Below are 24913 nucleotides of genomic sequence, written 5' to 3'. Positions count from 1 at the left end.
GTCGTGGGCCGCGGATATTCTCAACCCGCCTTCCTCTGGCGATTCTTAGCCAAGGTAATGCCCAGCGGAATAGAACCCGAATGATCGTTCAGCAGCTCTGAAATCCGGGTATTCCCAAACGCTGTCTCAATCTGCCTGGCTGCCTCATTTAGGCCGCTGTGGAGTGGGCAGAGCTTTGTGCCATGCGCTTTCAGTCCCAGCGGACAGGTTTTGATGCATTCAAGCGGATCGACGGCATTGATGACATCAAGCACCGTGAGCACTTCCGGATCCGCGATGAGCTGGAATCCGCCGCCCAGGCCGCGCTGCCCGCGAATCACCCCTGCCCTGGCCAGAGCCTGAAGCACCTTCGACACATAGTCCGGCGGCGTCCGGGTTCCGCGGGCGATCTGTCGCGTCGTCTGCGATCGCGTGGGATCCTGAATCAGCCAAACCACCGCCCGCAGGGCATATTCCGACGTCCGCGAGATCAGGTTCATGACCGATCTCTGGCCACCCGGCCCCGGATTGGCAAGCGCCGAGGATCGCCTCAACGGAGCTCTTGGCCTCGGGCATCAGCCGTGGGCTCCAAATCACACGGAAGACCCGCGTCCGTTCGATCTGCCGTCGCGGGCGGGCTATTGCACGCGCTTCGTTCCGAACTCGTAGGAGTACAGCCTGGCTCGAACCAGCCTGAATTTCAATGCGTGCTCTCCATCGACAACGCGCGAAGCCGTCTCCCATCTGACCGCGCGCGATGTGAATGACCCCGTCATCGGAACGGAGCGCGCCACCTCGCGGCCTTCGGCATCCAAAATCGCCACCTGCACACTGCCTCCCGCCTCCACATCCGCCGTGAGCATCAATGGCTCGTCCGACCGAATCGACACGGGGGTCGTCTGGACAAGCCCCTCCCGCGACTCATCCACGGGAGCAGCTGCTGCGAACCCATCGGGACGCAGCGTCGCAAACTCGAACCAGGCTTTCCGCTGTCCAAAATGCAGGCCGTCACTGCCGGAATAATAGATTCGAATCTCGTCCTTCATGATGACCGGAACCGCAGCCGGATAGGTGCAGCCCCAGTCGTAGTCACCCTTCTTTTCACTATTGGGAATGAACGGGGTTCCCGCATCGACCCGATGCCAGTTGACCGTGTCCTTGCTCCAGGCCAGTTCCGTGTGGGTCCGGTCATCCTTGGCGTCGAGCACGACGGGCAGTCCGAGATAAATTCCCGCGTAGTGGAACACCGGCATCGCGTAAACCTGCAGATTGTCCGTCACCCCACGCAGCACGGTCTGCGGATCGCTCCAGTGCACGAAGTCCTCGCTCTCAATGCGGGAAACAAGGCGCACCGCCGGGATCTCGCCCTTGCTGTTCCGTTTCCATTCGCGTGGATCCCAGTCGCGCGTGAACGCCACGTAGCGGTTGAGCGTCGGCGCCCACAGCGCATTGTTGTGGGTGTCGGCCATGAGCTTCACATTGTTGAGCACGGTCTGAGGACCCCAATGAATGCCGTCCGCCGAAAACGCCACGGCCACCGTTGTGCGGCGGCCAGCCTCCTGATTCACGAAAAACGCCTTGTAGCGGCGCGCCGGATCCGGATCGCGGGCGTCGCGGAAGACCCCCACGCCATGAACATCCCGCATCAGGATGTTGCTCGGCTGACCCCAGAACGGGAGGATGTCGAAGGCCGGCTTTTCCCAATGGATCCCGTCCCTGGATGTGGCGTAGCACAATCCCGACTGCCGCGGATACAGCCACCGCTTGCGCTCATTGCTCGATCCAAGCCAGTCCTCAACTTCAACCAGGAATGGATTGTACCAGCACTTGAACAGGCCGTCGCTCTCATCCCGGATCACATTGGGATACATGTTGTCGAAACGCGGCTCCCAAGGCCGATCCTCACCAAACAGCGGATTGCCGGAATACTTCGTGAGCCGCCCCACGGTCATCCGGATGTTCTCACTGCTCTTGATCAAAGTGGAGTCCAGCAGGAGCGTCTTTCGCGCCACGGGCATGTCCGCAAGCGAGACAATCGGCAGCAGGAAACCGAGGAGGACAGGAAGGGTGGAAATGCGTTTCATGGGGAATACGTCAAATGGATTGGCTGGAACACGGATGCAACCGGGGGATTTCAAGCGCATCCTGTTCAATCTCAAACCTGCCTCGATTCGCGGCCGTCACCAACAGAAACCAGAGGTGCTTTTGAAATACCACTCGATCGAAAGGGTTGGCTACAGGATTTCCCGGCGGCGGGAATGCAGGGAGCGCAGCGCAGCGGCGATCACTTCCATCGAAATCAACGCCTCGCCCGCCGGGCTCTCCGGCTTTCGCCTGCCCGCCACCGCATCCAGGAACACCTGGTGCTCCCGCTCGTACAGGGGGTCCCGTTCGGTTGAAAAATGCTCCACCTGGACCGTTCCGTCACTCTGGCGGCCGAGGCGCATTTCCCCCTTGAACATGTCGAGTGAAATCCACCCCCGGTCGCCTATGATCTCATACTCGTGCCTGTCGGGCGCCTGGAGATAATTGAGGTGAATGGTGGAGATCATCGGTGTCGCATAGTCACAGGTGATCGCCGCAAAATTGGGATTCGCCTGCAGGGGAAGGCTCCCGCCCTGCCCGGCCGCCACGTAGACCCCCTCGGGCTTCCTTCCAAGCAGCCAGAACAGGATGTCCGGCTGGTGCGCGTAGTCCATGAACAGCGCCCCTTCAATCCGGCTTTGATAGCGCGACTGCGAATTCACCAGCGTCACGTACGTGCCCACAAGACAGTGCACATGATGGACCGACCCGAGTTCCCCGGATTCAATCAACGTCTTCGCCCGGCAAAGCGCGGGGTGGAAATGAAGCTGAAAGCCCACCGCAAGGATCGCCGACGATCGATCGGCCGCGGCGGCAATCGCCCGTGCATCCTCCAGATTGTCGCTGAGCGGCTTCTCGCACAGCACATGCACCCCGGCCTCCAAGGCGCCAATCGCTTGTGCGGCGTGCATGGAGTGCGGAGTTGCAATGACAACCATCGCCGGTCGCGTCGCCAGCATCTCTTGAAATGTATCGTGCACGCGAACCGGCGCTCCGAGCTCCTGCCGCGCGCGCGCGACCGCCTCCGCCGAACTCTCGCACCATTCCACCTGAAGATCCTTCCGATGCGCGAGGAGTCGCGCATGCCGGCGGCCGATCGATCCCAGACCGACAACAACAATGCGATTGTTCAACGCCATAGTGAAAACCCTCCGTCCACCACCAGATTGTGTCCGGTCACATAGTCCGATGCCCGGGACGCCAGGAACAGCGCCGCCCCCTTGAGATCCACGCCATCGCGCCCCATGCGCCCCAGCGGGGTGCGTTCGCTGTAGTCCTGAACAAAACCCCGCGGCATGTCCTCCCGCTCAAAGCCCCCCGGCGAGATGGCGTTCACGCACACACCGAAGGGCGACAGCAGTCCTGCCAGGTCGCGCGTCATGCCCAGGATGCCCGCCTTCGCCGCGGCATAGTCGATCGGCTGGCCCTTGAGGCCATTCCGTTCGTACACGCGCCGGTCGCGTCCGACCAGTGCGGCGATCGATGCGATGCTGATGATCTTCCCCTGGCGCTGTTCAGCCATGATCCGCCCGACCGCCTGGCAGCAGTGCAGCACGCCGGTGAGATTCACGGCGATCAGATCCTCCACCTCCCGAGGATCGCGCGTGAAGAGGTGGGCCGGGCTGCGGCCGGATCCTCCGCCCGCATTGTTGACAAGAATGTCAATGCGCCCCTTCCACTCCTTTGCACGATTGACAACGGTGGCGACGTCTTCGTGACGGCGATGATCCAGCGCCAGCGGCAGAACCTCGATCTTGAATGCATTGGCCAGCGCTTCCGCAGCCCTCGTTGCAGACAGGATTGTCCGGGACGTGATGACCAAATCGCTCCCCGCCTCAGCCAGGGCGGCCGCCATGTCGTATCCCAAGTTTCGCGCACCTCCAACGATCAGCGCGACGGTTCCATTCAATCGAAAGAGATCGAAAACTGAGGCATTCATTCGGCAGAGATTCTCCATGCGGGCGCTCCAACAGGCAACGCGAAGAACGATGGATGCTCCAACGGGCGCCGCCACGCGAAAGAGAAGGTGCTTTCTTCATACCACTGCACCGCCTGATGCCCATCCTCAACCCGGCATTCACCGTCTCCAAACGACAGACAGACTGCCGGCTGGCCAAGGCGTCAGCCGTCGCTCACTTCAGGCTCTTGATGTAGGCGATGATCGCATCCATCTGATCGTCGCTCAGGACACCGGCATAACTGGGCATGCCCGCTTCAACCTTCTCCGTTCCCGGCACAATCTTGGCCTGCGGGTCGAGGATCGATTCACGCAGGTACGCATCGTCGGCAACAATACGCCCCACCTTCCCTCCAAAGTCCCTCGTCTTCCCATAGAGTCCGGCCCAGGATGGACCATAGGTCGCGATTGCCGGACTGCCCTCCACTCCGCCATGACACGCCACGCAGCCGAAGGTGCGGGCCAGCGTTGCACCTTCCTCCTTCGTCGCCGGCACCTTTTCCTTCGCCGTTGCCGCGACAACGTTCGAGAGATCGACCCGGATGTCTCCAAATCCCTCCACGCGTGGTTCAAAATGCGGGAGCAGATAGGGCGTCGTGTAGGCGCTGCTCACCATGCCTTCCCCATCCCGCGTCTTCAACGACCAGCCGACGCGAAGCTGCATGACTGGCTGCATGCCGGGAATTCCAATGAACACGCCGCACCCATCCTCGGAGAGGTACACACTGCTCGCCGGCAGGGGATCCGCACCGGGCTTACCGTCGGCACGCAGTTGTGGCGAACCATATCGATACGTCCGTATGTAGTGCCAGGTGGACACCGAATAATTCGCGGGCTTAACCGCCTCGACCGGATCGAGTCGGACACCAAATCTCAGGAGAACGCCTTCCTTCATGGGCACGACTTCACGCGGCAGCGCACTCGCATGCCCCGTATAACGCACCCGCGCCAGACCCGCGAGCCGGGTTGCGGTCGTTCCCCAGCCGAGCACCTGGAATCCCGCAAGGTACAGCTGCCCATCGATCGGATTCACCGATCCATTCAACGGGGGAAACTCGAAGTCCTGGGTCACGCTCGTGACGGCCGCCTGCATGCGTCTCTCCCGCGAATTCAGCAGCACAGAAAATAGTTCAGGACGGTTGAAGCCAATGTGCACCAATCCATCGTTCAGCGCACCCATCTTCGCATTGAAGAGCCACACCTGTGAAATGCCCGACGCATTCACGCTGTGAGGCAGCCACACGAGCGGATCCGCTATCGGCGCCGGGTACTTCTCCCGCGGCATGAAGTCGCTCAGAAATCCATAGAACTGGTCTCCGTCCGCAATGTGGAGCGGCGTGCTGGGAATGTACTGCCCCTGCTGGTCGCTGGATGTCACGAGACCCGTACGAATGTTGACCCCGATGTTCGGCTGACGAAACCCGTAGCCCAGCACTGTGGCTGTTCGGCCATCGGCCGAAATGCGCAGGACGCTGCCATTGTGCTTTCCCACCGTGGTCGCCTGCTGCCCGCCCTTCGCAATCACGAATTCGCCGTGCGGAGCCAGGCGCAGGGTAGCCGGAAACTCCCGCGTGTCCGCTGTCTGGCCAAACGCATTGGAGAAGAGTTCATGTTCATCCGCCTCACCATCCCCATCGCGATCCGGGAGCCGCCAGATGCCGTTCCGATCAAAGACATAAATCTCTCCGTTGCGAATCGCGGCCGTCATCGGTTCGTGAAGGCCCGAGGCAAAGCGCCGCCATTCGACCCGGGAGCCCTCCAATCCCCGCAGGAGCCAGACATCGCCGTCAATGGTCACTCCCACGCCGGTTCCATCCGGCAGGAACTGGATGTCGCTGATCCGGATGTTGCGACGCCACGGATTTGCCACGGGAAGGTCGATGTCATCGACGACATAACTGGCCAGCGATGTCGAGCGGTGGACCTCCGAGCTGACAGTCTGCGGCCACCGGTGGTGCACCGCCGGTGGAGGCGCAATCTGCGCCAAATCGGACTGCGGCGCAGCACCCAACGTCATCGAAACGGAAAACGCCAGCGGATCCGCATGCGGCTCGATTCTCACGAGCCAGGTCACGGATCCATCCGCAGCCGTCTCTGACGACAGCACCGGCCTTGATTTGGCATTCTCGCACTCAATCGAAAAATGCACGTCCGCAGATTTCCTGCCGAGCACCAGCACGCGCTGCTCCTGTGCAGGCCCGACCAAGAAATGCCGCCTCACCACAGGTGCCGTGTCGGTACCCGTTGCATCAATCCATTCCTCAATATTCGACTCTCCAACGGAGTAACCAAGCACTGCGGCATTGGCCACGGGTCTCACCCAATTCAGTCGACCGAGCTTCCCCGGCAGCGGCCCCCGACCAACCTCCTCCGGACTGGGCGCCGGAGTCCTCGGATCCTTCAGCGACAACCCCGCCATCTGCCATCCGGGATAAATTCCCGTCGCCACCCACACGCGTCCGCTGGGTTCGGGCAGGAAACTTTGTCCGCCGGGAGTCTTCCTAGACGGATCGTGATACGAGCCCGGTGCCAGTGCGTGCGGAGTGACTCCTTCCCTCCCCTGCCAGACCGCGGCGATGCGCAGCAGATCGGTGTCAAAACACGCCCAGCAATCGCGCCCGAGCTGGAAGACCAGGCCACGCGGAACGAGATTGTCCGTCGGAAACTCCCCTCCCGTCTTTCTCGCATCAAGAACGGACGAGAAAAAGGGGAAATCCTTCTCTATCCAGTCGCCCCACAGGTCCGTCGGATGCGCCCGAGCATCACGCTTTCCCAGCTCCGATCGACTGCCCCCTCCCTTCTCCGGCAGCGGCTGAGCCGACGCAATCAGCGTCAGCGTCACGACCATGCAAACACACCACCTCGATCGAACCCTGCAGTCGGTGATTTTCAATTTCTTGCGGATATGAATCACCGATCATCCGCATGGCATCAACGAGCATCAACGGAAAATTGCGCAATTCGGAAACCACTCTCGCATCGCGGGAAACGGAAGCCGTCACTGTACGGCTTCAAATCCGTACAAAAACGAGCGATTAAAAACAAATCGAATCCGGGCTGCGGAAGCCGGCGCCTGGCTCCCACCCCTCCACTCAAGCGTGATTCGATGATGGTCGCCGGTCACGGGCTTGCAGTCGTCGAGTGTGAATCCCTGCAAGCCAACGCCGGCGGAATCAAGCAGCTCGGCCTTCAACTGTCCGCCTTTCTTCCCACGGACATTCACCTGTATCGTGTGCCCGCCGATGTCCCTCGGCCGGGTCACGGCTTCGACCGGCATCGGCCCGCCAACCACCGAGACCAGAGCCCAAAGGCGATCCGCCTCCCACGAAGCACGGCACAAGGCGCCGTAATACGGCAGGGTGCCCTTTCTGAAACCTATCAGCGATCCGCCAGGAATCTCAATCTGCGGCTGAAATCGAGAGTCGACGATCGCCGAATGAACGCCCTCTGATCCGGAATAGTAGGCGTACAGCCTCGTGCCATCAACGATGGGCTGGCGCATCTGCCAGATCAAGCCGCCTCCAAAATCCCCGATGGGAGCATTCGCAAGCGCGGGACGCGTGTCGGGCCGCCACCATTGCAGGCCGTCACGCGACGCCGCAAACTGCAGACACATCGTCTGCTGCGCCGCATCGTAGTAGTTGACCAGCGCCACATAACCACCTGCCACAGGCAGCGGACAAATCTCCAGAAACTGCGCAAAATCCGGATCGCGAAGATCGCGTCCAAGAACAACCGTCGTATCGCTCCAGTGTGTTCCGTCCGGACTGGTTGCCCGGCCGACCCGCCGCTGGAGCTGCTTCGCATTCACATCGTAGGGAATGATGCGGTCTCCGGGCTCCTTCGGAGGGTACACCTTGAAATAGGCGACATAGCCGCCGGCAGGCTGCCGATAGATGTAGCACACATCCGTGCCTCCCTTGATCTCCAAGGGCCCCTCCTTGAGTTTCCAGTCCTTGCCATCCTTCGATCGATAGCGGTACAAGCCGTATTTTTCAGCCGGACCCGGCAGCGAACCCACGCTGCCCTGCGCTCCCATCTGCGAGGCGATCGTCCCATTTCTACTCGGCGAGCGGAAAATGAACATCTCATACGGCTCCGCCTTGTTCGAGGCATCAATCATCACCGAAGCATACTGGGCCGTGCCGCCGGAATCGAAGTCGAGCAGTATGTTTGTCTTTGGATGACCCGGCCACGACACCAGTGACAGCATGGGCCGATGCCACTTCACCCCGTCGCTGCTTTCGAGATAGGTCAGACGGCGACGCGCCTCATGCAGTGACTTCAGTCCATCAAGCTCCGTTTCCTCCGGCGTCGAGACCTGCCACGCCTTCCAAAGCCCATCAATGGGATCGTGAAGCACCGTGCCGTGTCCCATGATGCCCCCGGCATCCCAGGGCATCGCCGGCTCCAGCAGCGGATTGTGCGCATCGGGCACGCCCTCTTCAATTCGCCAGGCCGCCAGTTTCAGCGACTCGAAATCGTCCGGCATGAGCAGCGGCATGCGGGTCGCCGCACCCATGCGGCCAAACGCAAGGCAGAGCATCAGCAGGGCGTGCATGACGCCAAATCCGGATATGGGTCTGGTGAATGGCATGGGTGAGAAAGACAGAACCCCACCTTCGGGTGGAGGTCTGTCGTGATGAATGCTGGAGTGGATTCTAGAATCTGAACTTCACGCCGGCACGGATGTTGGAACCGAACCAGTAGCTTTGTGAAATAACATCCTTATTGCCGCCGGTGTAGCTCGTCGAGAGCTGGTCGGTGAGATTCTGCCAGTTGACAAACACCGAAAAGTTTTCTGTTGCCCTGTAGCTCATCTGCGCGTCGACAAAGTAGCGGGCCCTGCTGTACACATCCGTGAAGATATCGGCGCCAATTGAATCCAGAGAGTCACCGCGATAGTTGTAGGCAACCCGCGCGGACACCCCGTATTTCTCGTAGAAGAGGCCCACGTTTGCCAGGAATTTCGGCGACGCGTAGAGCCTCAATGTGTCGGGCCGCGTTGAGACCTTCACGCTGGAGTCCATGAGCGTGACATTGGTGTCGACACCAAAACCATCGATGAAGCTGCGGGTGAAGATTGAAAAAGGAACTTGTGCGCTCAGCTCGACGCCCTTCATTCCGGCTGACTTACCATTCTGTTTTGAAGTGACGGTAAAGCTGGAAAAGTCGTAGCCTGCGTAGCTCACATCCTTCTGAACGTAACTGTAGGTATAGATCGGATTGTCGACGGTCTTGTAGAAAGCCGCCACCGAAATGATTCCTCCAGATTTGAGGTAGTAGTCCACGGACAGATCGAAGTTCAGGGACTCATAGGGCTTGAGCTGAGGATTGCCGGTGGTGAGTACGCCACCGACATTGTCCAGCGCCGACGATGGCACTTGGTCGGCGTAGGCCGGACGTCCAAAGGTCCTCGTTATGGCCGCGCGGATCACAGTGGAGGGCGGCAGACGGTAGGAGAGTTGGATGTTTGGAAGGAACTCCCCGTAATTGAAGTTGACCGTCTTGGAAATCAGCGTTGGCGCACCGGTCTTCGGATCGGTGAGAAAGAGCGGTCCTGTCAGCGGTGCCTTGGTGTACTCGTAACGCGCGCCGCCGATCAGCGTCAGTAAAGGCGTCAAATTGATTTTCGCCATGCCATAGCCAGCGGTGATCTTTTCATCGACGTCATAGGTGTCCTCACCCGCATTGGAGAGCGAGCCTGACGCATTGTACACAAGCTTCTTCTGCGCTAGGAGATCGTCGAAGACCTTGCGCGAGCCATCCGGGGAGATCATGGTTTCGATGGTGTACCGGTCATCCATCACCTTTTCCGGGGCTGGCGCGGACGGCTTGTTGAAATCGGACAGGGAATAACCGGGTGCGGTGTAGATGTTCACATTCCGCGCCATGGTCCGGTGACGGCTGGCATACTTTGCACCGACCTTGATGAATCCGTCCTTGTCCCCAAACCAGTTCTTGAAGTCACGCTGGACGTCAACCCGCGCGGTCTTGGTCTTCTCCACATTTTCCGCCGAGTCACCACGCACCTGGCGCACCGTCGGGTTGGCGGTCGAGATCAGATTCTTGAGGTCATAGGTGGGGAAATAGGTGCCATAATCGATGACAAAGCCACCCGGCACCACGGTGTCCTTTGAGCGGAATGAAAAATTCCGGTAGGAAGGCATCTCATCCGGTGCATGCGAATAGCCAACTTCCCCGCCGATCTTGTAGTCTCCCAGGATCTTCGATCCCCCAAAAACCACGTTTCTCATTTCAGCCTTTCGCGTGAAGCTGATCATCCGAAGGTCATAGCGCACCTGAGGGAAGGACACGCGTGTCGGCGAGAGCTGGGTCATCGTGCCGCGGGCTGTGTACAAATGCTCGTTCTTGTCAGATTCCTCGGTGAATCGGTTGAAAAAGGTGTGGAGGTAGATTCGTGAGCCATCGTCGAGCCGATAGTCCAGGTTCAGCGTGGCTCCCCGCTTCACGCGGCGGTCGAGATTGTAGTCCAGACGGGGTTCGTAGAGCGCGGCCCTGCCGCCTGCGCTCGGATTCCACTGCCCCATGAACATGTCCCTGCGCGTTTCCCGGCTCTGATAGTTCATGCTGAAGGCGGCGCCCAGTCTGCCGGCCTGGGTGGCGAAGACATCGGAGTAGGTGAAGTCGCCGGCATAGATGGGCAGACTGCCCGCCATGTTCCGCCCGTACTGCGCGGCACCCGCGAGGAATCTTCCGTTGTGGTCAAAGCCCGATGCAGTGAGCACATTGATCGTGCCGCCGAGCGACGTGCCATCCATGTCCGGCGTGAGCGCCTTGATCACCTCCACCTGGCTGATGATCGAGGTTCCCAGAAGGTCCATCGGCGTCGAACGTCCGTCACGCCCCAAATTTCCAGGCGTGGCCAGGCTCGCGCCGTTCATGGTGACCGTGTTCAGATTGGGGCTGATGCCACGGATGCTGACAAAGTGGCCCTCACCGTAGTCCACATCCAGCGAGACTCCGGGCAGGCGGGCGAGCGCCTCGCCGATGTTGTTGTCCGGCAGCTTTCCCGCCGCATCCGTCGAAAGCACATCCATGATGTTGGTTGCGTTGCGCTTCTGCTGCTGCGCCTTGGACCAACCCTCCCGGTAGCCCTCCACAACAAGCTGATCGAGCCGTACCGCCTTTTCTCCCAGGGAGATTCTCACTGGAACGACTCCGGTCGCGGGCACCTGCACGGTCTGGGACCCATCGGGATACCCAAGCGCTGCGATTCTCAGGGTAACTGTCCCGGCGGGAATGTCATCCAGTCGAAATTGGCCCTCCCGGTCCGCGACAATAACCTGATTGGTCGCACTGTTGGTGATGGTCGCACCGGTGACCGAGGCACCCGTGTTGATATCGCTCACCTGGCCGTTGATGGTGCCAGCGGTGAGACTATAGGTTCCAGACAGACTCAGGCAGAGCCCAAGGATCAGGCTTCGGGACGCAATGTTTCTTGGTGTTTTCATGGCATTGAGGGTGAGGCGCGGGGTGAGGGACGAGGGATGACGAATGCAGGTGGTCGGGAGCCACCCAAGGAAGCAGCCCATGCGAGTGAGATCGTCGTTCTCCGTGAAAAAGGGGACGGTTCACTACGCGGCTGCTACAGCTAGGATGTATCCCGGGAGCAGCACAAGCCTGGCAAGCCCCGGAGAAAACTGCCGAGTGCTGGTACTTGAATCAGACCACCTGTGCGGCCATTCAGTCCCGACTCTCGTCCGCGCACGGTGCCACCGTCTCACCCTGGAAAAACTCAGGCATCAGCTTGAGCTCGCGCAGGGATGCCTGTCCGTCTGCCAGGATTTCCATCACGGGGCGCAGCAGCGCCTTCGCAAGGTTTCTTGCGGAGGAGACATAGCGCGCAGGCGACGGCTTGAGGTAGGACAGGAATTGATCATCGTCCCGGGAAATGATGGAGACATCCTTCGGCACCCGGATGCCGGACTGCATCAGGAGGCTCCAGGCCGCGAGGTAGTGATAGGTGCCGGCCATGATCAACGCCGTCGGCGCAGCGCGGCGCGCCTGCAGGAGACGCAATGCGTGGCCGATACCCGCCACACTGCCGTCGTGCCATCCGGTGATGGCGTCGGCAGCGCGGTGCGAGGAGCGCACCGCCTCCATAAGCCCGGCCTCGCTCTCAAGGTCACCCGCCAGTGCGGGCTTGGCGGCCATGAAGGCAATCCGCTGGTGACCAAGGCCAAGCAGCACCCCCGCGGCATGCCGGCAGAGCGCCCGATGGTCGATGTCGCGGTAAGCCAGCGGCAGTCCCGCATGCACCGTTCCAACAACCAGGCACCGTGAATGATGGCGGCTGAACCAGGACTGCGTTGCGGCGCTTGAGCGAAGAAGAATCCAGCAGCCGTGGGAGTGTTGTGTGACCAGCTTTTCCAAGGCCATGCTGGGATCCCTGGTAAGATACTGCTGACCGTGAAACAATCGAAGGACACAGCCGTGTTCTCCCAGCAGGGCCCGCAGTTCGTCGATCCACAGCGTCTGGCTCGGGCGTAGGCGCTCCGGCGCTTCCGGCATGAGCAACCCGACAGCCTCCTGATCCTCACGCAGCGAACGTCGGTTGGGCGGGACAAGTATGCGATGACCGGACCCATGGATTGCACGGATCAGGCGCTCCTGCTGCAGCTGGGCCAGCGCCGCCCGCACGGTGTTGCGGCTGACCTGGTATTTTGCTGAAAGCATCCTTTCCCCTGGCAGCCAGTTCTTCCATCCGCCCTGGGCGATTTCATCCTGCAGGATTTTCGCGGTCTGATGGACGAGTGATTGACGTTTCGGCAGATGCGGCATGAGACCGAGTATGTTGACAAGCGGGGCCCGCGCCGGGCTGCACGTCTTATCGCCAGCGGTCACGCGCAGGTCCAGTTCAAACGCTGCAACGGGAGGCCCCAGCAGCCTGACCGCCATCAAACGGGAAGGAGGCGGCTGGGGCTGAATCGGGTTTGCGTTGCTGGCTGCCCAAGGGCACGATTGCACGCCAGCCCCGGCCTCTGTGCGTCAGGCGGCGCTGGCGTGGGCGAAGAATCGCTTCGACTCAAGGTCGGCACGCAGCGCCTGTTCCGCGGAAGCGGTCAGTGAGCGGAGCGGCAGGCGGACCGGGCCGCAATCAACCCCGATCATCTTCATGATGGCCTTTCCCGCCGGAAGTCCGCCGTGCCGGATCATGACGTCGATGAACTCCCTTGCATCGGCCTGTCCTCGCTCGGCTTCCGCACGATCGCCGTTCTTCAGCGCCTGCATGATGCGCAGGTAGAGCGGCGCCGAATAGTTGTACGTGCTGCCGACCGCCCCGGTGGCGCCGCAATCGAGGCCCGACAGAAGAAGTTCGTCGCGTCCGAAGAGAATCTGGTGTTTTTCACCCGCCATGGCCCGTGCCGCCGAATAGTCCGCAAGATCCTCATCCGTGAACTTGATGCCGGCCAGATTGGGAATGCGCAGCCTTGCCTGGGCAAGATAATCGGCGGCCGCAATCCGCACCCCGGTCATGGACGGAATGTGATAGTAGTAGAACGGCAGCCGCGGCGCGGCAGCCGCAACATGCGCCGTCCATTGGACCAGGTCCTCGACCGCGGCCGGCTTGAAAAAACTGGGGGCCATCGTGCCAATGGCGTCGGCTCCAATCATCTGGGCATGCCGGGCCAGTTCGCAGGTTTCGCCGAGGTTCAGGCAGCCGACGTGAACGATGAGCTTCAACTCAGCGGGCAGCGCGGCCTTCCATGCCTCGGCGACCCGGCGGCGCTCCGAAACCGTCATGGAAAGTCCCTCACCCGTAGTGCCGCAAACAAACGCGCCCACAACCCTGTTGCGCGCCAGCAGTGCCGCAAGGCGGGGAACCGCCTCCAGATTCAGCGAGGTGTCCGGATGGAACGCGGTGAAGGGCGCGGCGATTAGACCGGGAGGCAGGGTGTTCATTTGAAACGCGATGACGACAGTGCAGCGCCCCAGCGTGGGCGCACGAGCCGCCCCCGCAAGCGGCACACACTGGTGCAATTGCGGAACCATTCGCGGGCGGACCGGCGTGAGGTACCTTTTCCAGACCAGCTTTCGGAGTTTGCCTCGCAGCCAGACAATCAAAAAATGTCAATCGTGCCTCCCCCTGCACAGCGAGGCGGGCTCCATCGAGCGCCCTGCCAGTCAGGGCATTCAACACCCAACCTCGTCCATTCATGATCGTCCGCCAGCCTCCCTTCCCGTCTTCAGCCGCCTGGATCCTTCTGGCGGTGGGCGTCGCCGTCGCAATCGCCCCGTGCCAGGCGGCCTCCCCGCGACATCTGGGGGATCTCGGGACGTGGACCGTTGTCGTTGGACGGAATGCCCTGCCAAGCGAACGATACGCCGCCGAGGAGTTCGTCCGGTTGTTCAAACTGGCAACGGATGCAAGCCTGCCAATAAGCGAGGCTCCCGGGACGACAGGCAGCATCCATATTGGGCAGGGCGCCGTAGCGCCCAACGAAGACAGCCCCGATATCAGCACCGCTGGCGAGGAGGGGTTGCGTCTGCGCATCCATCCGGGAGCAATTTTTGTCACGGGTGGCCGGCCGCGTGGTTCACTCTATGGAGTTTATGAATTTTTCGAGCGCTACGCGGGCGTGCGGTTTCTGACGGCGGACCACACCTATGTTCCTGCAGAGGCACGCAACGCGGTTCTGCCGGTGGAGGATTTCAGCTACGATCCACCCTTCTCGTTTCGCTCCTCCTATTATCGCGAGAACTACGCCGCCCCGGCCTTCGCCACACGGCTGCGTGTGAACACAATAACCGACGATCCGCGCCTAGGCGGCAAAACCTCGCAGCAGCTGATCTCTCATTCCCTGCAGCAATATTTGCCGGTCGCCACCTATGGCCGGGATCATCCTGAATACTTCGCCCTGATCGGCGGCACGCGCCGGCTCGAAGGGCAGGGCGGCGGTCCTCAGGTATGCTCATTGAATCGTGATGTCATCCGGCTCGTCACGGAGGCTGTCCTGCGTGAGTTGGATGCGCATCCCGCATGGACGAACATCAGCGTGAGCCCACCCGACAACGATGCCTGCTGCGAATGCCGGGATTGCTCAGCCTTGATTGCACGCGAGGGAACCCTTGGAGCCCCTCATCTGGTGCTGGTCAACGCTGTGGCCGCCGCTGTCGCCAAATCCCATCCGGGAGTGCGTGTGGGCACGCTGATCTACTGGCACACCCGCAAGCCTCCCATGACGCTCAACCTCGAGCCCAATGTGGAAATCCAGCTTTGCAGCATCGAGGCGTGCAACCTGCACCCCCTGGCGGATTCCGCCTGCTTTCAGAACCGCGTTTTCATGCAGGATTTCACCCAATGGCAGGAAATTTGCCGCCATGTCTGGCTCTGGAACTACAACGTGGCGTTCCGCAACTACGACCTGCCTTTCACGAATCTCGAGGCAACCGGCCCCAACCTCAGCCTGTTCCGCGATCGTGGCGTCCATGGCGTATTCATGCAGGCCGCGGGTGACGGCATGTCCGCCGCGTACAGCGATCTCCACAATTATGTGATCGCCCGCTGCCTGTGGCGGCCGGTGCCCGACAGCTGGCCGTTGGTGGAGGAATTCTGTCGGCTTCACTACGGACCCGCGGCCGCACCCATCCTAGACGGGCTGCGTTATCTCTACGCGAACGCACACGCGCGCGGAGTCTACCTTCGGTGCATGGCCGACGTCCCCATCGAGCTGGGTCTGGACGCCGCGGTCGCGCGCGGTTTCCATGACCGTGTGGCTGGGGCGGAGCATCTCGCGGACGACGACACGCTGCGCGGGCGCGTGGAAAAGGCGATGATCCCGGTGCTGGGCTCTCTCCTGGCAACCGCACCCCGCACCTGCACAAACGGTTCGTATCGCCTGGATGTGTCATCGCTGCCGCCGGGCTCCCTGCAGCGCTACATTGAACTCGCGCGAAAGCATGGAATGACTCTCGTCGGCGAAGGTCGCGATGCCGCTGCTCACTTTCTGGAGTTGGAGTCTCTCGAAAAGGGCTGGCCGGTCATCACACTCGAGAATGCCGTCTGGAGGCTCGTGGTGTCCACCATGGCGGACGGACGCATCATGCTGCTGAACCACAAGCCGACAGGGCGCCAGATCATCGCCCCGCCATCCACACGCATGATGCGCTGGGCTCAGTGGAATTTGTGGCCGGAGTCCGCACGCGTCGGGGTAAATTCGCTGGCCGCCGGCACGCGAAGCTGGACCAGCGACCCCCGAAAGGCTGTCATGACTCTGTCCCTCCCCGACGGGAACTCCTGGAAGCGCACAATATCCCTTGAGGATAGTGGCGCGATCCAGATCCAAATGGAGCTGAAGGCGGCTCACTCCCTTCCCGCCTGGACGGTACGCGAGCGCTCAGCGGAATATGCCGTTTCCTCATCCGACAGCCCGTTCCTCACCGCAGTCTACCTTCGTGATCCGGCCTGGCGTCAGGTGAATGCAAACTGGGACTTTGGCAGGATGAATGTCATGCAGTTTCACGTGCCGGGCAGTGATGCAGTCCGTTCCCTGGCATTCTTTGACCGCACCACCCGGTTCGGAATCACGCATGACTTCCATCCAGGAACATTCACCCGGTTCGCCGCATCATGGAATCCAGGCCGCGAATTTCTGGGTCTTGATTATTGGGTGTCCGTCCCTCCCTTGCAGCCGGGGAAAACGTTTTCCTTCAGCTACGATTTGCGTCCTCTGGCAGCACCTCCGGCCAATGCATCATCAGCTGATGAAAACCCGGGCCATTGAACCTCCTTCATCCTCCATGCGAACCTCCTGAGAAGCTGCACAGCTTCCGAGGCAATCCCCTCGAAAAATAATGTCAAACTCCGGGAAACCTGCCTGTGTCATTTCACAAGCGTGGAGGTTCGCTCGCAATGCGGGCGTGGCGGGCATTCTGACATTGGCGGCGGACTTCAACGCACGCGCGACTGCAGCCGAGGTATGGCTCAAGGACGGAAGTCATCTCGTTGGAACCATGCGTAGCTCCGGAAACCATGTGACTGTACGAACCGAATCACTTGGCGAGATCCAGGTTCCCGCAGAAAACATTGTCCGCACAAGCGAGCCCATCCCCCCACCGTTGGCGGTGCCGCCTCCGACGCCGCCGGCACCCCCGGCTCCTCCGCCGGCGCCCCCGGCAGCGCCAAAGGCCAGTCCTCCCCCTTGGAAATTTCGGATCGAAGCCGGATATTTCAGCCAATCGGTGAACATCGTTACGCGGCGCATAAGTCTGGCCGCCAATGCACAGCGAACAATCGGCAGAAACTCCCTCGAGGCGAACATCCAGTGGGTCGATTCCAGGATCGGAACCATCCTGGTGGAGAAACGCGACGAAGCAAGCTTTCGCTGGCGGCGGGACATGTCAGCCAGATACTTTTTCCAAGAGGTCACCAGCTATTTGAAGGACGGGATCCGCCGGATCGACGCACAGTACGAACAGTCGGTTGACGGCGGCTACCGGCTGCTCCAGCGGCCGCGATTGAATGCGTTAATCGGATTGGGTCTGGTGGGGCAGGAACGACAAATGGCGATTCCGCAGCCCGAAGGAGTCGGGCTGCTCGGACAATTTTTCGTGGAATCCAACTGGCAGATGACAACCCGGATGTCATTCGACATGACCGGGCGCATACAGTCCCGCCTCACTCCATTCGGCGCATTTCCCAACCCGCAGGGTATTCCGGCAGGGAATGAATATGGCCGCTATTTCTACCAATACAATCTGAAGCTGAACAACAAACTCCGGGACAACATCACCCTCGGGGTTAGCCGCGAGCAGATCCACGATTCAAGCATTGCCAATCCAGCCTTTCGCCGGGATCAGCGCATCACCGTGAATCTCGGGCTGAATTTCTGACGGATCCCCCGTTTGATTGAAGTGACATTTCGCACGGGTGGCTGGGTTCACTTTAGGGGAGAACCGCGGCCCAGGCAGGATTGGGTGGGAGGCCATTTTGCCGATTTTTTTGGAAACAATCTCGATGCGGGAAGCGGCGGCAACACCGTGAGTCCCAGAAGAGCAACCTGCCGGTTGGGTCCATGCACCAATTCCAAGGCCTGCATCGTCACCACCGCGCAGTTTTCGGAGCGCTCGGCCTTGCGCAGGAAAATCGATCGTAGCTCCACCAGCCCCGTCTTCATCGTTCGAAAGTTCTCCCCGACGTCGGTCAGGCTCATATAGCGTACATGCACCGTGTGGATGTCCGAGGCCGCGGCAGGCACGTCTGTCTCCAAGACGTGGCAACCATCCAGCAACGCCAGTTGCGATACCGCAGCCCGGTTCTTGATTTCCGATTCTTTTGATAATGTCGCGATCGCCAACCATCATGATATCCTTCGCTGCAGTCCGCCTCTCCAGCTTTTCCTCCGTCGGCTCACAAGTCTTTGGGTCACTCTCATTCTCCGGATACAACTGCATCGAAAAGGAGTTTGCCACTCTCGTCGATCAACAGCCTCGCAACCACCTGTTTCTTATGTCGCTTCGACCATTGCCATCTCACCATGGCCTGGGGCCCGCTGGCGCACAACCGGAGGGTTGTTGCGCGGCTGCTCACCGATCGGCAAAAACTCGCTGAAGCAGCTCGATCTCAGTCCATCGTTTTCCCTCAACCCACAACGGTGGAAGGTGTAAGCATACTCACATCACACCGTCATTCGCCAAAAGGACGCACTCTGTCTCGAAAACGACCGCCTATCTTCCGATTTCGCCAACAACCGCTTTCGTCCCTCGCACCGCATTCACTCCAGAATTCCCTTCATCCGGGAAATCAGCACTCTTCGCGATCAGATCAACTCCAACAAGTCAGGCGGCGCTGGCGCGGGCAAAGAATCCCTTCGACTCAAGGTCGGCACGCAGCGCCTGTTCCGCGGAAGCGGTCAATGAGCGGAGCGGGAGGCGGACAGGGCCGCAATCGACCCCCACCATCTTCATGATCGCCTTGCCAGCCGGAAGTCCGCCGTGCCGGATCATGACGTCGATGAACTCCCTTGCATCGGCCTGTCCTCGCTCGGCTTCCGCACGATCGCCGTTCTTCAGCGCCTGCATGATGCGCAGGTAGAGCGGCGCCGAATAGTTGTACGTGCTGCCGACCGCCCCGGTGGCGCCGCAATCGAGGCCCGACAGAAGAAGCTCGTCGCGTCCGAAGAGAATCTGGTGTTTTTCACCCGCCATGGCCCGTGCCGCCGAATAGTCCGCAAGATCCTCATCCGTGAACTTGATGCCGGCCAGATTGGGAATGCGCAGCCTTGCCTGGGCAAGATAATCGGCGGCCGCAATCCGCACCCCGGTCATGGACGGAATGTGATAGTAGTAGAACGGCAGCCGCGGCGCGGCAGCCGCAACATGCGCCGTCCATTGGACCAGGTCCTCGACCGCGGCCGGCTTGAAAAAACTGGGGGCCATCGTGCCAATGGCGTCGGCTCCAATCATCTGGGCATGCCGGGCCAGTTCGCAGGTTTCGCCGAGGTTCAGGCAGCCGACGTGAACGATGAGCTTCAACTCAGCGGGCAGCGCGGCCTTCCATGCCTCGGCGACCCGGCGGCGCTCCGAAACCGTCATGGAAAGTCCCTCACCCGTAGTGCCGCAAACAAACGCGCCCACAACCCTGTTGCGCGCCAGCAGTGCCGCAAGGCGGGGAACCGCCTCCAGATTCAGCGAGGTGTCCGGATGGAACGCGGTGAAGGGCGCGGCGATTAGACCGGGAGGCAGGGTGTTCATTTGAAACGCGATGACGACAGTGCAGCGCCCCAGCGTGGGCGCACGAGCCGCCCCCGCAAGCGGCGCACACTGGTGCAATTGCGGAACCATTCGCGGGCGGACCGGGTCCTTGTTCTCCCGAGGCCGCGACTGCCATCAGGATCGAAATACCGTCTAACCATGAATGGTCAGACCCTTGGGAGATGGGGATGAAGAGTGAAACGCGAGGCTTGCGATCCATCCCACCACTGCGCAGGTGACGATGCCGATGCCGGCATAGAGAAAGAAATGAAGGTCTGTGAACTTCTGCACGACAAAGAGGACCAAGGCGCTGGCGAGCGCGCCGATCATCGCCCCAACTCCGTTGGCGCGCCGGGTAAAGATGCCCAGCATGAACAATCCAGCGAGACCGCTGCCGATCAAACCAACAAGGCTGTTGTAGGCATCCCAGAGTGACTTGAATCCAAATTGAGCCAGCGCCAGCGCCGCCAATGTGGCGAACACGCCGAGGGTCGCTGTTATAAGGCGTGCCGCGCGAAGGCTGCGCGTTTCATCACGGAGAAAGCCAAACCTCCGGCAGAAGTCGGTCATAATCGCGGTTGTAACGCTGTTCAGGCTTCCTGAAACGGTGGACTGCGCGGCCGCAAAGATGCCTGCGATGACGAGGCCCGCAACGCCGATAGGAAGATTTTGCACGATGAACGCCGGGAATATGACGTCGGTGGCTTGTTTCTGGTCCAGCATGTCCGGGTGCTGGTGGTAAAAGACATAAAGCGCGGTTCCGATGCTGAAGAACAGCACGGTGGAGGGAATGGTTATCCAAGCGTTCAACCAGATCGCCCGCGCCGACTGGGACTGATCCCTTGTGGTCATGTAGCGCTGCACAACCGCCTGATCGCTCGTATACGGCACGAGATTGATAAAGATATTGCCGAGGAGAATCACCCAGAAGGCGTTGGCTGATGTGCTCGGATCAGTCGTCCAGTTGAACATGTGGAACTTCCCCGCATCCGTGGCGACTTCCACGAACTGGCCCAAGCCCGTCCCCGTCGGCCCCCACAGGATCAGTCCAAGGCTGAGCAGGGCCGCCCCCAGCAGCACGATAGTCTGGGCGACATCAGTCCAAACCACCGCCTCCATGCCTCCCATGACTGTGTAAACGACACACAGGATGCCCATGATGAGTATGGATGTCGTGACATCGAGGTCGCTCACCCTGGCCAGCGCGAGAGAGGGCAGCAGGAGGACGATGGCCTGGCGTCCGATCTGAAAGAGGACGAATGCCGCGCTGCCGTAGAGGCGCGCAGGGAGATTGAATCGAAGCTCCAGATATTCGTAGGCCGAGGTTATGTTCAACCGTCGGAAGAACGGCAGATACAAGTGGATGATGAGCGGCGCAAGCAGAAGGATGGGAACGTTGGCCCAGAAAAAGGTCCAGTCGGTCGCATAGGCCTTTGCGGGTATGGCCATGAAGGTGAGTGAACTGAGCATCGTCGCATAGATGCTGAGTCCAGCCGCCCACCAGGGTATCCGTCCGGCCGCCTTGAAGTAGTCGTCGGTGTTCTTGTTGCGCCTCGCGCAATACCAGCCAATGGCGACCATGCCGAGGAGGTAGGCCACCAGCGTCGCATAGTCCAACCAGGCAAATCCGCCTTTGCGACCGGCATAGGCACCGTCTGGCCCGCTGGCGAAGGCGGCAACGCCCGAAAATGATGCGCCAAGCAGGCAGGACAGGCGAACCAAACGCTTCGTCATGAATCGAAACATGGGGGAGGCATCAGGATTTTCGAGCAGTCGTGCACCGGCAACAAGGCACAGGTGGCCCCATCAGGGAACCATTTCCCGACATCCGCCTCCGCCGATCGACAAATTGCAACGCTTGCAACATCGTTGGACTGACATGCGGGCGCTCGATTCCATCGTTGCGAAAAACCGAACCCCTCGGTCGGAAGTCAGTCCTCAAACCTACATGCCATGACCAAGCCGTTGTTCTTCCCATCCCTCCGCATTCTCACCTCCTGCCTGCCCGCGGCGATGCTCTTCACGGGCTCGCTCTCCGCACAGCAGACCGCAACCGCCAGGCCCGAAAACGACGAGGCCGTGCGGCTTTCCCCCTTCACCGTCACCTCCGACGGACGAGGTTACCTGGCGACCAACGCCCTCTCGGGCACCCGCCTCAACACCAGCCTCGAGGACATCGCCTCGTCGATCTCCGTCGTGACCAAGCTCCAGCTCGAGGACACCGCGGCCAACGACATCAACGACGTCTTCCTCTACGAAGTCGGCACGGAGGGCACCGGTCAGTTCACCGCCATGACGCCCAACCGCGACGGCGGCGTCAATGACGACGTCCAGGCCAACCCGCAGACCGCCAACCGCATCCGCGGCCTCGGCTCCGCCAACGTCGCCATCGGGAACTTCGCCAGCAACCCCAACATCCCCCTCGATCTCTACAACATCGAGGCCATCGAGATTTCCCGCGGTCCCAACTCCAACATCTTCGGTCTCGGCTCCGGCGCGGGCGCCGTCAACCTCGTGCCCGCCTACGCCCGGCTCTCCCGCGAAATCACCACCGTGACCGCGCGGGTTGACGACCGGGGCGGATACCGCGGATCGTTCGACTTCAATCGGCCGCTGTTCAGCAAGAAACTCGCCATCCGTGTCGCGGGCGTCTGGGAGGACAAGGGCTTCGAGCTCGAGCCGTCCCGCGAGGAAATCCGCCGCGGCCAGTTCTCTCTCTTCTACCAGCCATTCCGCCGCACGACGCTCAAGGCATCGGTGGAATCCTACCGCAACACCGCGCAGCGCCCCAATGCGCTCACCCCGCGCCAGACGGTCACCGACTGGCGCGCCGCGGGCGAGCCGACATGGAACCCGGTGACACGCATGGTCACCCTCTCCAACGGCACGACCTCCGGCCCGTTCACCGCCTCCAATGACAGCAAGCTGCCCCTGGGGCTCTGGGCGCAGGGCAACGGTTTCTACCAGCGCACTCCTTTGTTCGTGGAACCCGACGGCTCCATCACCTACTGGGGCGTCAACCGCACCGGAAACCTGGCCGGCGCGCCGACCCCGCGTCGCTGGACCACCGATCTGCGCATGCTCCAAAGCGGCACGGATCTCCGGCGCGACAAGACAAACTTCCCGCTCTTCTTCGAACCAGGCGTCTCCGACAAGTCCCTCTACGACTGGTCGAGCATCAACTATGTCGCCCCCAACTACGTCCAGGACAAGGCCACGACTTACATGGCTGAGCTGGAGCAGTTCCTCATCGAGACTCCCAGACACCTGCTCGCCGCCCGAGCCGGCTACTTCCGCCAGGACTTCGAGCGCTACGAGCGCGACATGATCGGCGAGAACGACACCATCATCTTCGTCGACGTCAATGAGCGCCTGCTCGACGGCTCCCCCAACCCGAATTTCCGGCGTCCCTACGTCGGCGCCAACAGTCCTCTCGTCCTGCGCACGCCCGAGTACGAGGAAACCATCAGCGGCGACCTTGTCTACCAGCTCACGCCTGAACAGAGCGACAGCCGCTTCGACTGGCTCGGCCGTCAGCGCCTCAACCTCCACGCCGAGCGTCGCAGCCAGGAGAGCGTCAACTACCGCTACAATGACTTCATCGCGTCAGACCACGCCTGGATCACGCCGTCGAATCGTTCCGCGTCCACCACCACTTACTTTCAATACTACCTCGGCGACAAGCAGGGGCAGAACATAGACTATGCCCCGACATCAATCGCGAATCTCGCAGGCACGTATCCGTTCACCTGGTTCAACGCGCAGACCAACCAATGGGTTGTCGAGCAGGCGCGCCTCGGCGAGGTTCCGGTCAGCAATACACGGACGCGCACGCGCTACATTGACTCCGCCAACGTCACCTACCAGGGCAACTTCATCGACGACCGGCTTGTGGCGACAGCAGGTTATCGTCGCGACGAGCAGGGCAGCAACACGTCGGACGCATGGACGATCGATCCGGCCACGGGTCTCTACTCCTCTGATTCCCCAGCCCTCCGAAACTTTCCCACCGCCGACTCCATTCAGAAGGGGAACACCTACACCCTCGGCGGCGTCATCAAGGCGACTCCCTGGCTCCGCTTCTATTACAACTGGGCCGACAGCTTCTCCCCGGAGGCAATCCGCTATGACATCAATGGCATCATCATGCCGAATCCCACCAGCAAGGGCCAGGACTTTGGCATCGGTGTCTCCCTGCTCGACGGAAAACTCGCGCTCCGCGTCAACCGCTACCAGGTCAGGGAGATCAAGGCACGGCTGAGTCAGCTCGGCACGGTGGGTTCTCGCACGCACGTTCTTGAGGGTGGACGCCAGCAGACACCGCAGTCGTTTCTCGGCTGGGCCATCGGCGTCATCCGCGCCCGCTACCAGCAGCAGGGCATCACAGCCTCCGAAGATCAGATCTACGACAAGGCCGCCACCGAGCTGGTCAAACTCGACCCCGCTTTTCTCCGCCAGACCGACCTCACCGGTGCCGTCGGCGTCGCCGGCGACCGCGAATCCAAGGGTTGGGAAATCGAGGCCGTCTACAATCCCCTCCCCAACTGGCGCATAAAGTTCAACGCGGCGCAGCAGAAGTCGGTCGACTCGAACATCGGCGGTGATCTCGAGGGATATTTCGAGCGCCGCCTGCCGGTCTGGATGTCCGCCAAGGACGACCAAGGCAACCTCTGGTGGACGGCCAACAACAACTACGCCATGACTCAATGGCTGGGATCAATCCGCGCCCCCTACCTCTTCGAGGTCGCCAACAATGGCAAGTCCCGAGCCCAGGTGCGCGAGTGGCGCTGGAACGCCCTTACCAACTATGATTTCACCGAGGGACGCCTCAAGAACTGGAGCATTGGCGGCGCCGTTCGCTGGGAGGACAAGTCCGCGATCGGATACCTGGGACGCGCACCTGAGAATGGTGTCATCCTCGAACTCGATCCCGAAAAGCCCATTTTCGACAAGGCACGCTACTACTTCGATTTCAGCGTTGGCTACCGATTCAAGCTCGCCAGCGACCGCATTCGCATCCGCACCCAGCTCAATGTGCGCAACGCCTTCGAAAGCGGGCGGCTCCAGCCCGTGGCTGTCAATCCGCTCGGTCAGCCGACCTCCTTCCGCATCATCGATCCGCGGCTCTTCATCCTGACGACCACGTTCGACTTCTGAGTTGAACTCCACGCATGC

15 protein-coding genes are annotated in these 24913 nt (G+C 61.0%); 3 read left to right on the top strand and 12 right to left on the bottom strand.

What is annotated here, in order from left to right; translation table 11 throughout:
- Positions 1–20 precede the first annotated feature (20 nt).
- The 9 genes from HS122_13375 to HS122_13335 form a co-directional block, all read right to left on the bottom strand.
- The gene (locus tag HS122_13375) at positions 21–473 is read right to left on the bottom strand and encodes an Rrf2 family transcriptional regulator (GenBank protein MBE7539388.1); all 453 of its coding nucleotides are present in this window, start codon (positions 471–473) and stop codon (positions 21–23) included.
- A 144-nt stretch (positions 474–617) separates the two neighbouring features.
- Entirely contained in the window at positions 618–2063 is a 1446-nt protein-coding gene (locus HS122_13370; protein ID MBE7539387.1) for a hypothetical protein, read from the bottom strand.
- Positions 2064–2213: 150 nt separating this feature from the next.
- Positions 2214–3197, bottom strand: coding sequence for a Gfo/Idh/MocA family oxidoreductase (locus HS122_13365; protein ID MBE7539386.1), 984 nt, complete (start codon positions 3195–3197; stop codon positions 2214–2216).
- The gene (locus HS122_13360; GenBank protein ID MBE7539385.1) at positions 3194–4003 is read right to left on the bottom strand and encodes an SDR family oxidoreductase; all 810 of its coding nucleotides are present in this window, start codon (positions 4001–4003) and stop codon (positions 3194–3196) included. Before HS122_13360 ends, HS122_13365 begins: the two co-directional genes overlap by 4 nt.
- Positions 4004–4196: 193 nt before the next feature.
- On the bottom strand, positions 4197–6869 hold the full coding sequence (locus HS122_13355) for a c-type cytochrome (protein ID MBE7539384.1): 2673 nt from the start codon (positions 6867–6869) through the stop codon (positions 4197–4199).
- Between the two features lie 150 nt (positions 6870–7019).
- Positions 7020–8618 (bottom strand): hypothetical protein, encoded by a 1599-nt coding sequence (locus HS122_13350; protein ID MBE7539383.1) that lies wholly within the window; start codon positions 8616–8618, stop codon positions 7020–7022.
- Positions 8619–8682: 64 nt separating this feature from the next.
- Positions 8683–11496: a TonB-dependent receptor gene (locus tag HS122_13345; protein MBE7539382.1), complete on the bottom strand. Its 2814-nt coding sequence runs from the start codon at positions 11494–11496 to the stop codon at positions 8683–8685.
- Between the two features lie 232 nt (positions 11497–11728).
- Positions 11729–12943, bottom strand: a complete 1215-nt coding sequence (locus HS122_13340; protein MBE7539381.1) for a substrate-binding domain-containing protein — start codon at positions 12941–12943, stop codon at positions 11729–11731.
- Positions 12944–13033: 90 nt separating this feature from the next.
- A complete protein-coding gene (locus tag HS122_13335; GenBank protein MBE7539380.1) occupies positions 13034–13948 on the bottom strand; it encodes a dihydrodipicolinate synthase family protein in 915 nt (304 codons plus the stop codon).
- Positions 13949–14202: 254 nt separating this feature from the next.
- Between HS122_13335 and HS122_13330 the strand changes: the two genes are divergently transcribed.
- Entirely contained in the window at positions 14203–16770 is a 2568-nt protein-coding gene (locus HS122_13330; protein ID MBE7539379.1) for a DUF4838 domain-containing protein, read from the top strand.
- 457 nt (positions 16771–17227) lie between these two features.
- Complete coding sequence (locus HS122_13325; GenBank protein MBE7539378.1) at positions 17228–17878, top strand: DUF481 domain-containing protein; 651 nt, start codon at positions 17228–17230, stop codon at positions 17876–17878.
- A 47-nt stretch (positions 17879–17925) separates the two neighbouring features.
- Here the strand turns inward: HS122_13325 and HS122_13320 are convergent, their stop codons facing one another.
- From HS122_13320 to HS122_13310, 3 genes are all read right to left on the bottom strand, one after another.
- Complete coding sequence (locus HS122_13320; protein ID MBE7539377.1) at positions 17926–18342, bottom strand: hypothetical protein; 417 nt, start codon at positions 18340–18342, stop codon at positions 17926–17928.
- A 481-nt stretch (positions 18343–18823) separates the two neighbouring features.
- A complete protein-coding gene (locus tag HS122_13315; GenBank protein MBE7539376.1) occupies positions 18824–19738 on the bottom strand; it encodes a dihydrodipicolinate synthase family protein in 915 nt (304 codons plus the stop codon).
- Positions 19739–19891: 153 nt separating this feature from the next.
- Positions 19892–21472 carry a sodium:solute symporter gene (locus tag HS122_13310; GenBank protein MBE7539375.1) on the bottom strand — a complete coding sequence of 527 codons (1581 nt, stop codon included), beginning with the start codon at positions 21470–21472 and terminating at the stop codon, positions 19892–19894.
- 219 nt (positions 21473–21691) lie between these two features.
- On the opposite strand from HS122_13310, the gene HS122_13305 reads away from it, so the two are divergent.
- On the top strand, positions 21692–24895 hold the full coding sequence (locus tag HS122_13305; protein MBE7539374.1) for a TonB-dependent receptor plug domain-containing protein: 3204 nt from the start codon (positions 21692–21694) through the stop codon (positions 24893–24895).
- Positions 24896–24913: the final 18 nt, after the last annotated feature.

Source organism: Opitutaceae bacterium (assembly GCA_015075305.1).
Classification (GTDB): domain Bacteria; phylum Verrucomicrobiota; class Verrucomicrobiia; order Opitutales; family Opitutaceae; genus UBA6669.
This window is presented reverse-complemented; position numbering and strand designations above follow the sequence as displayed.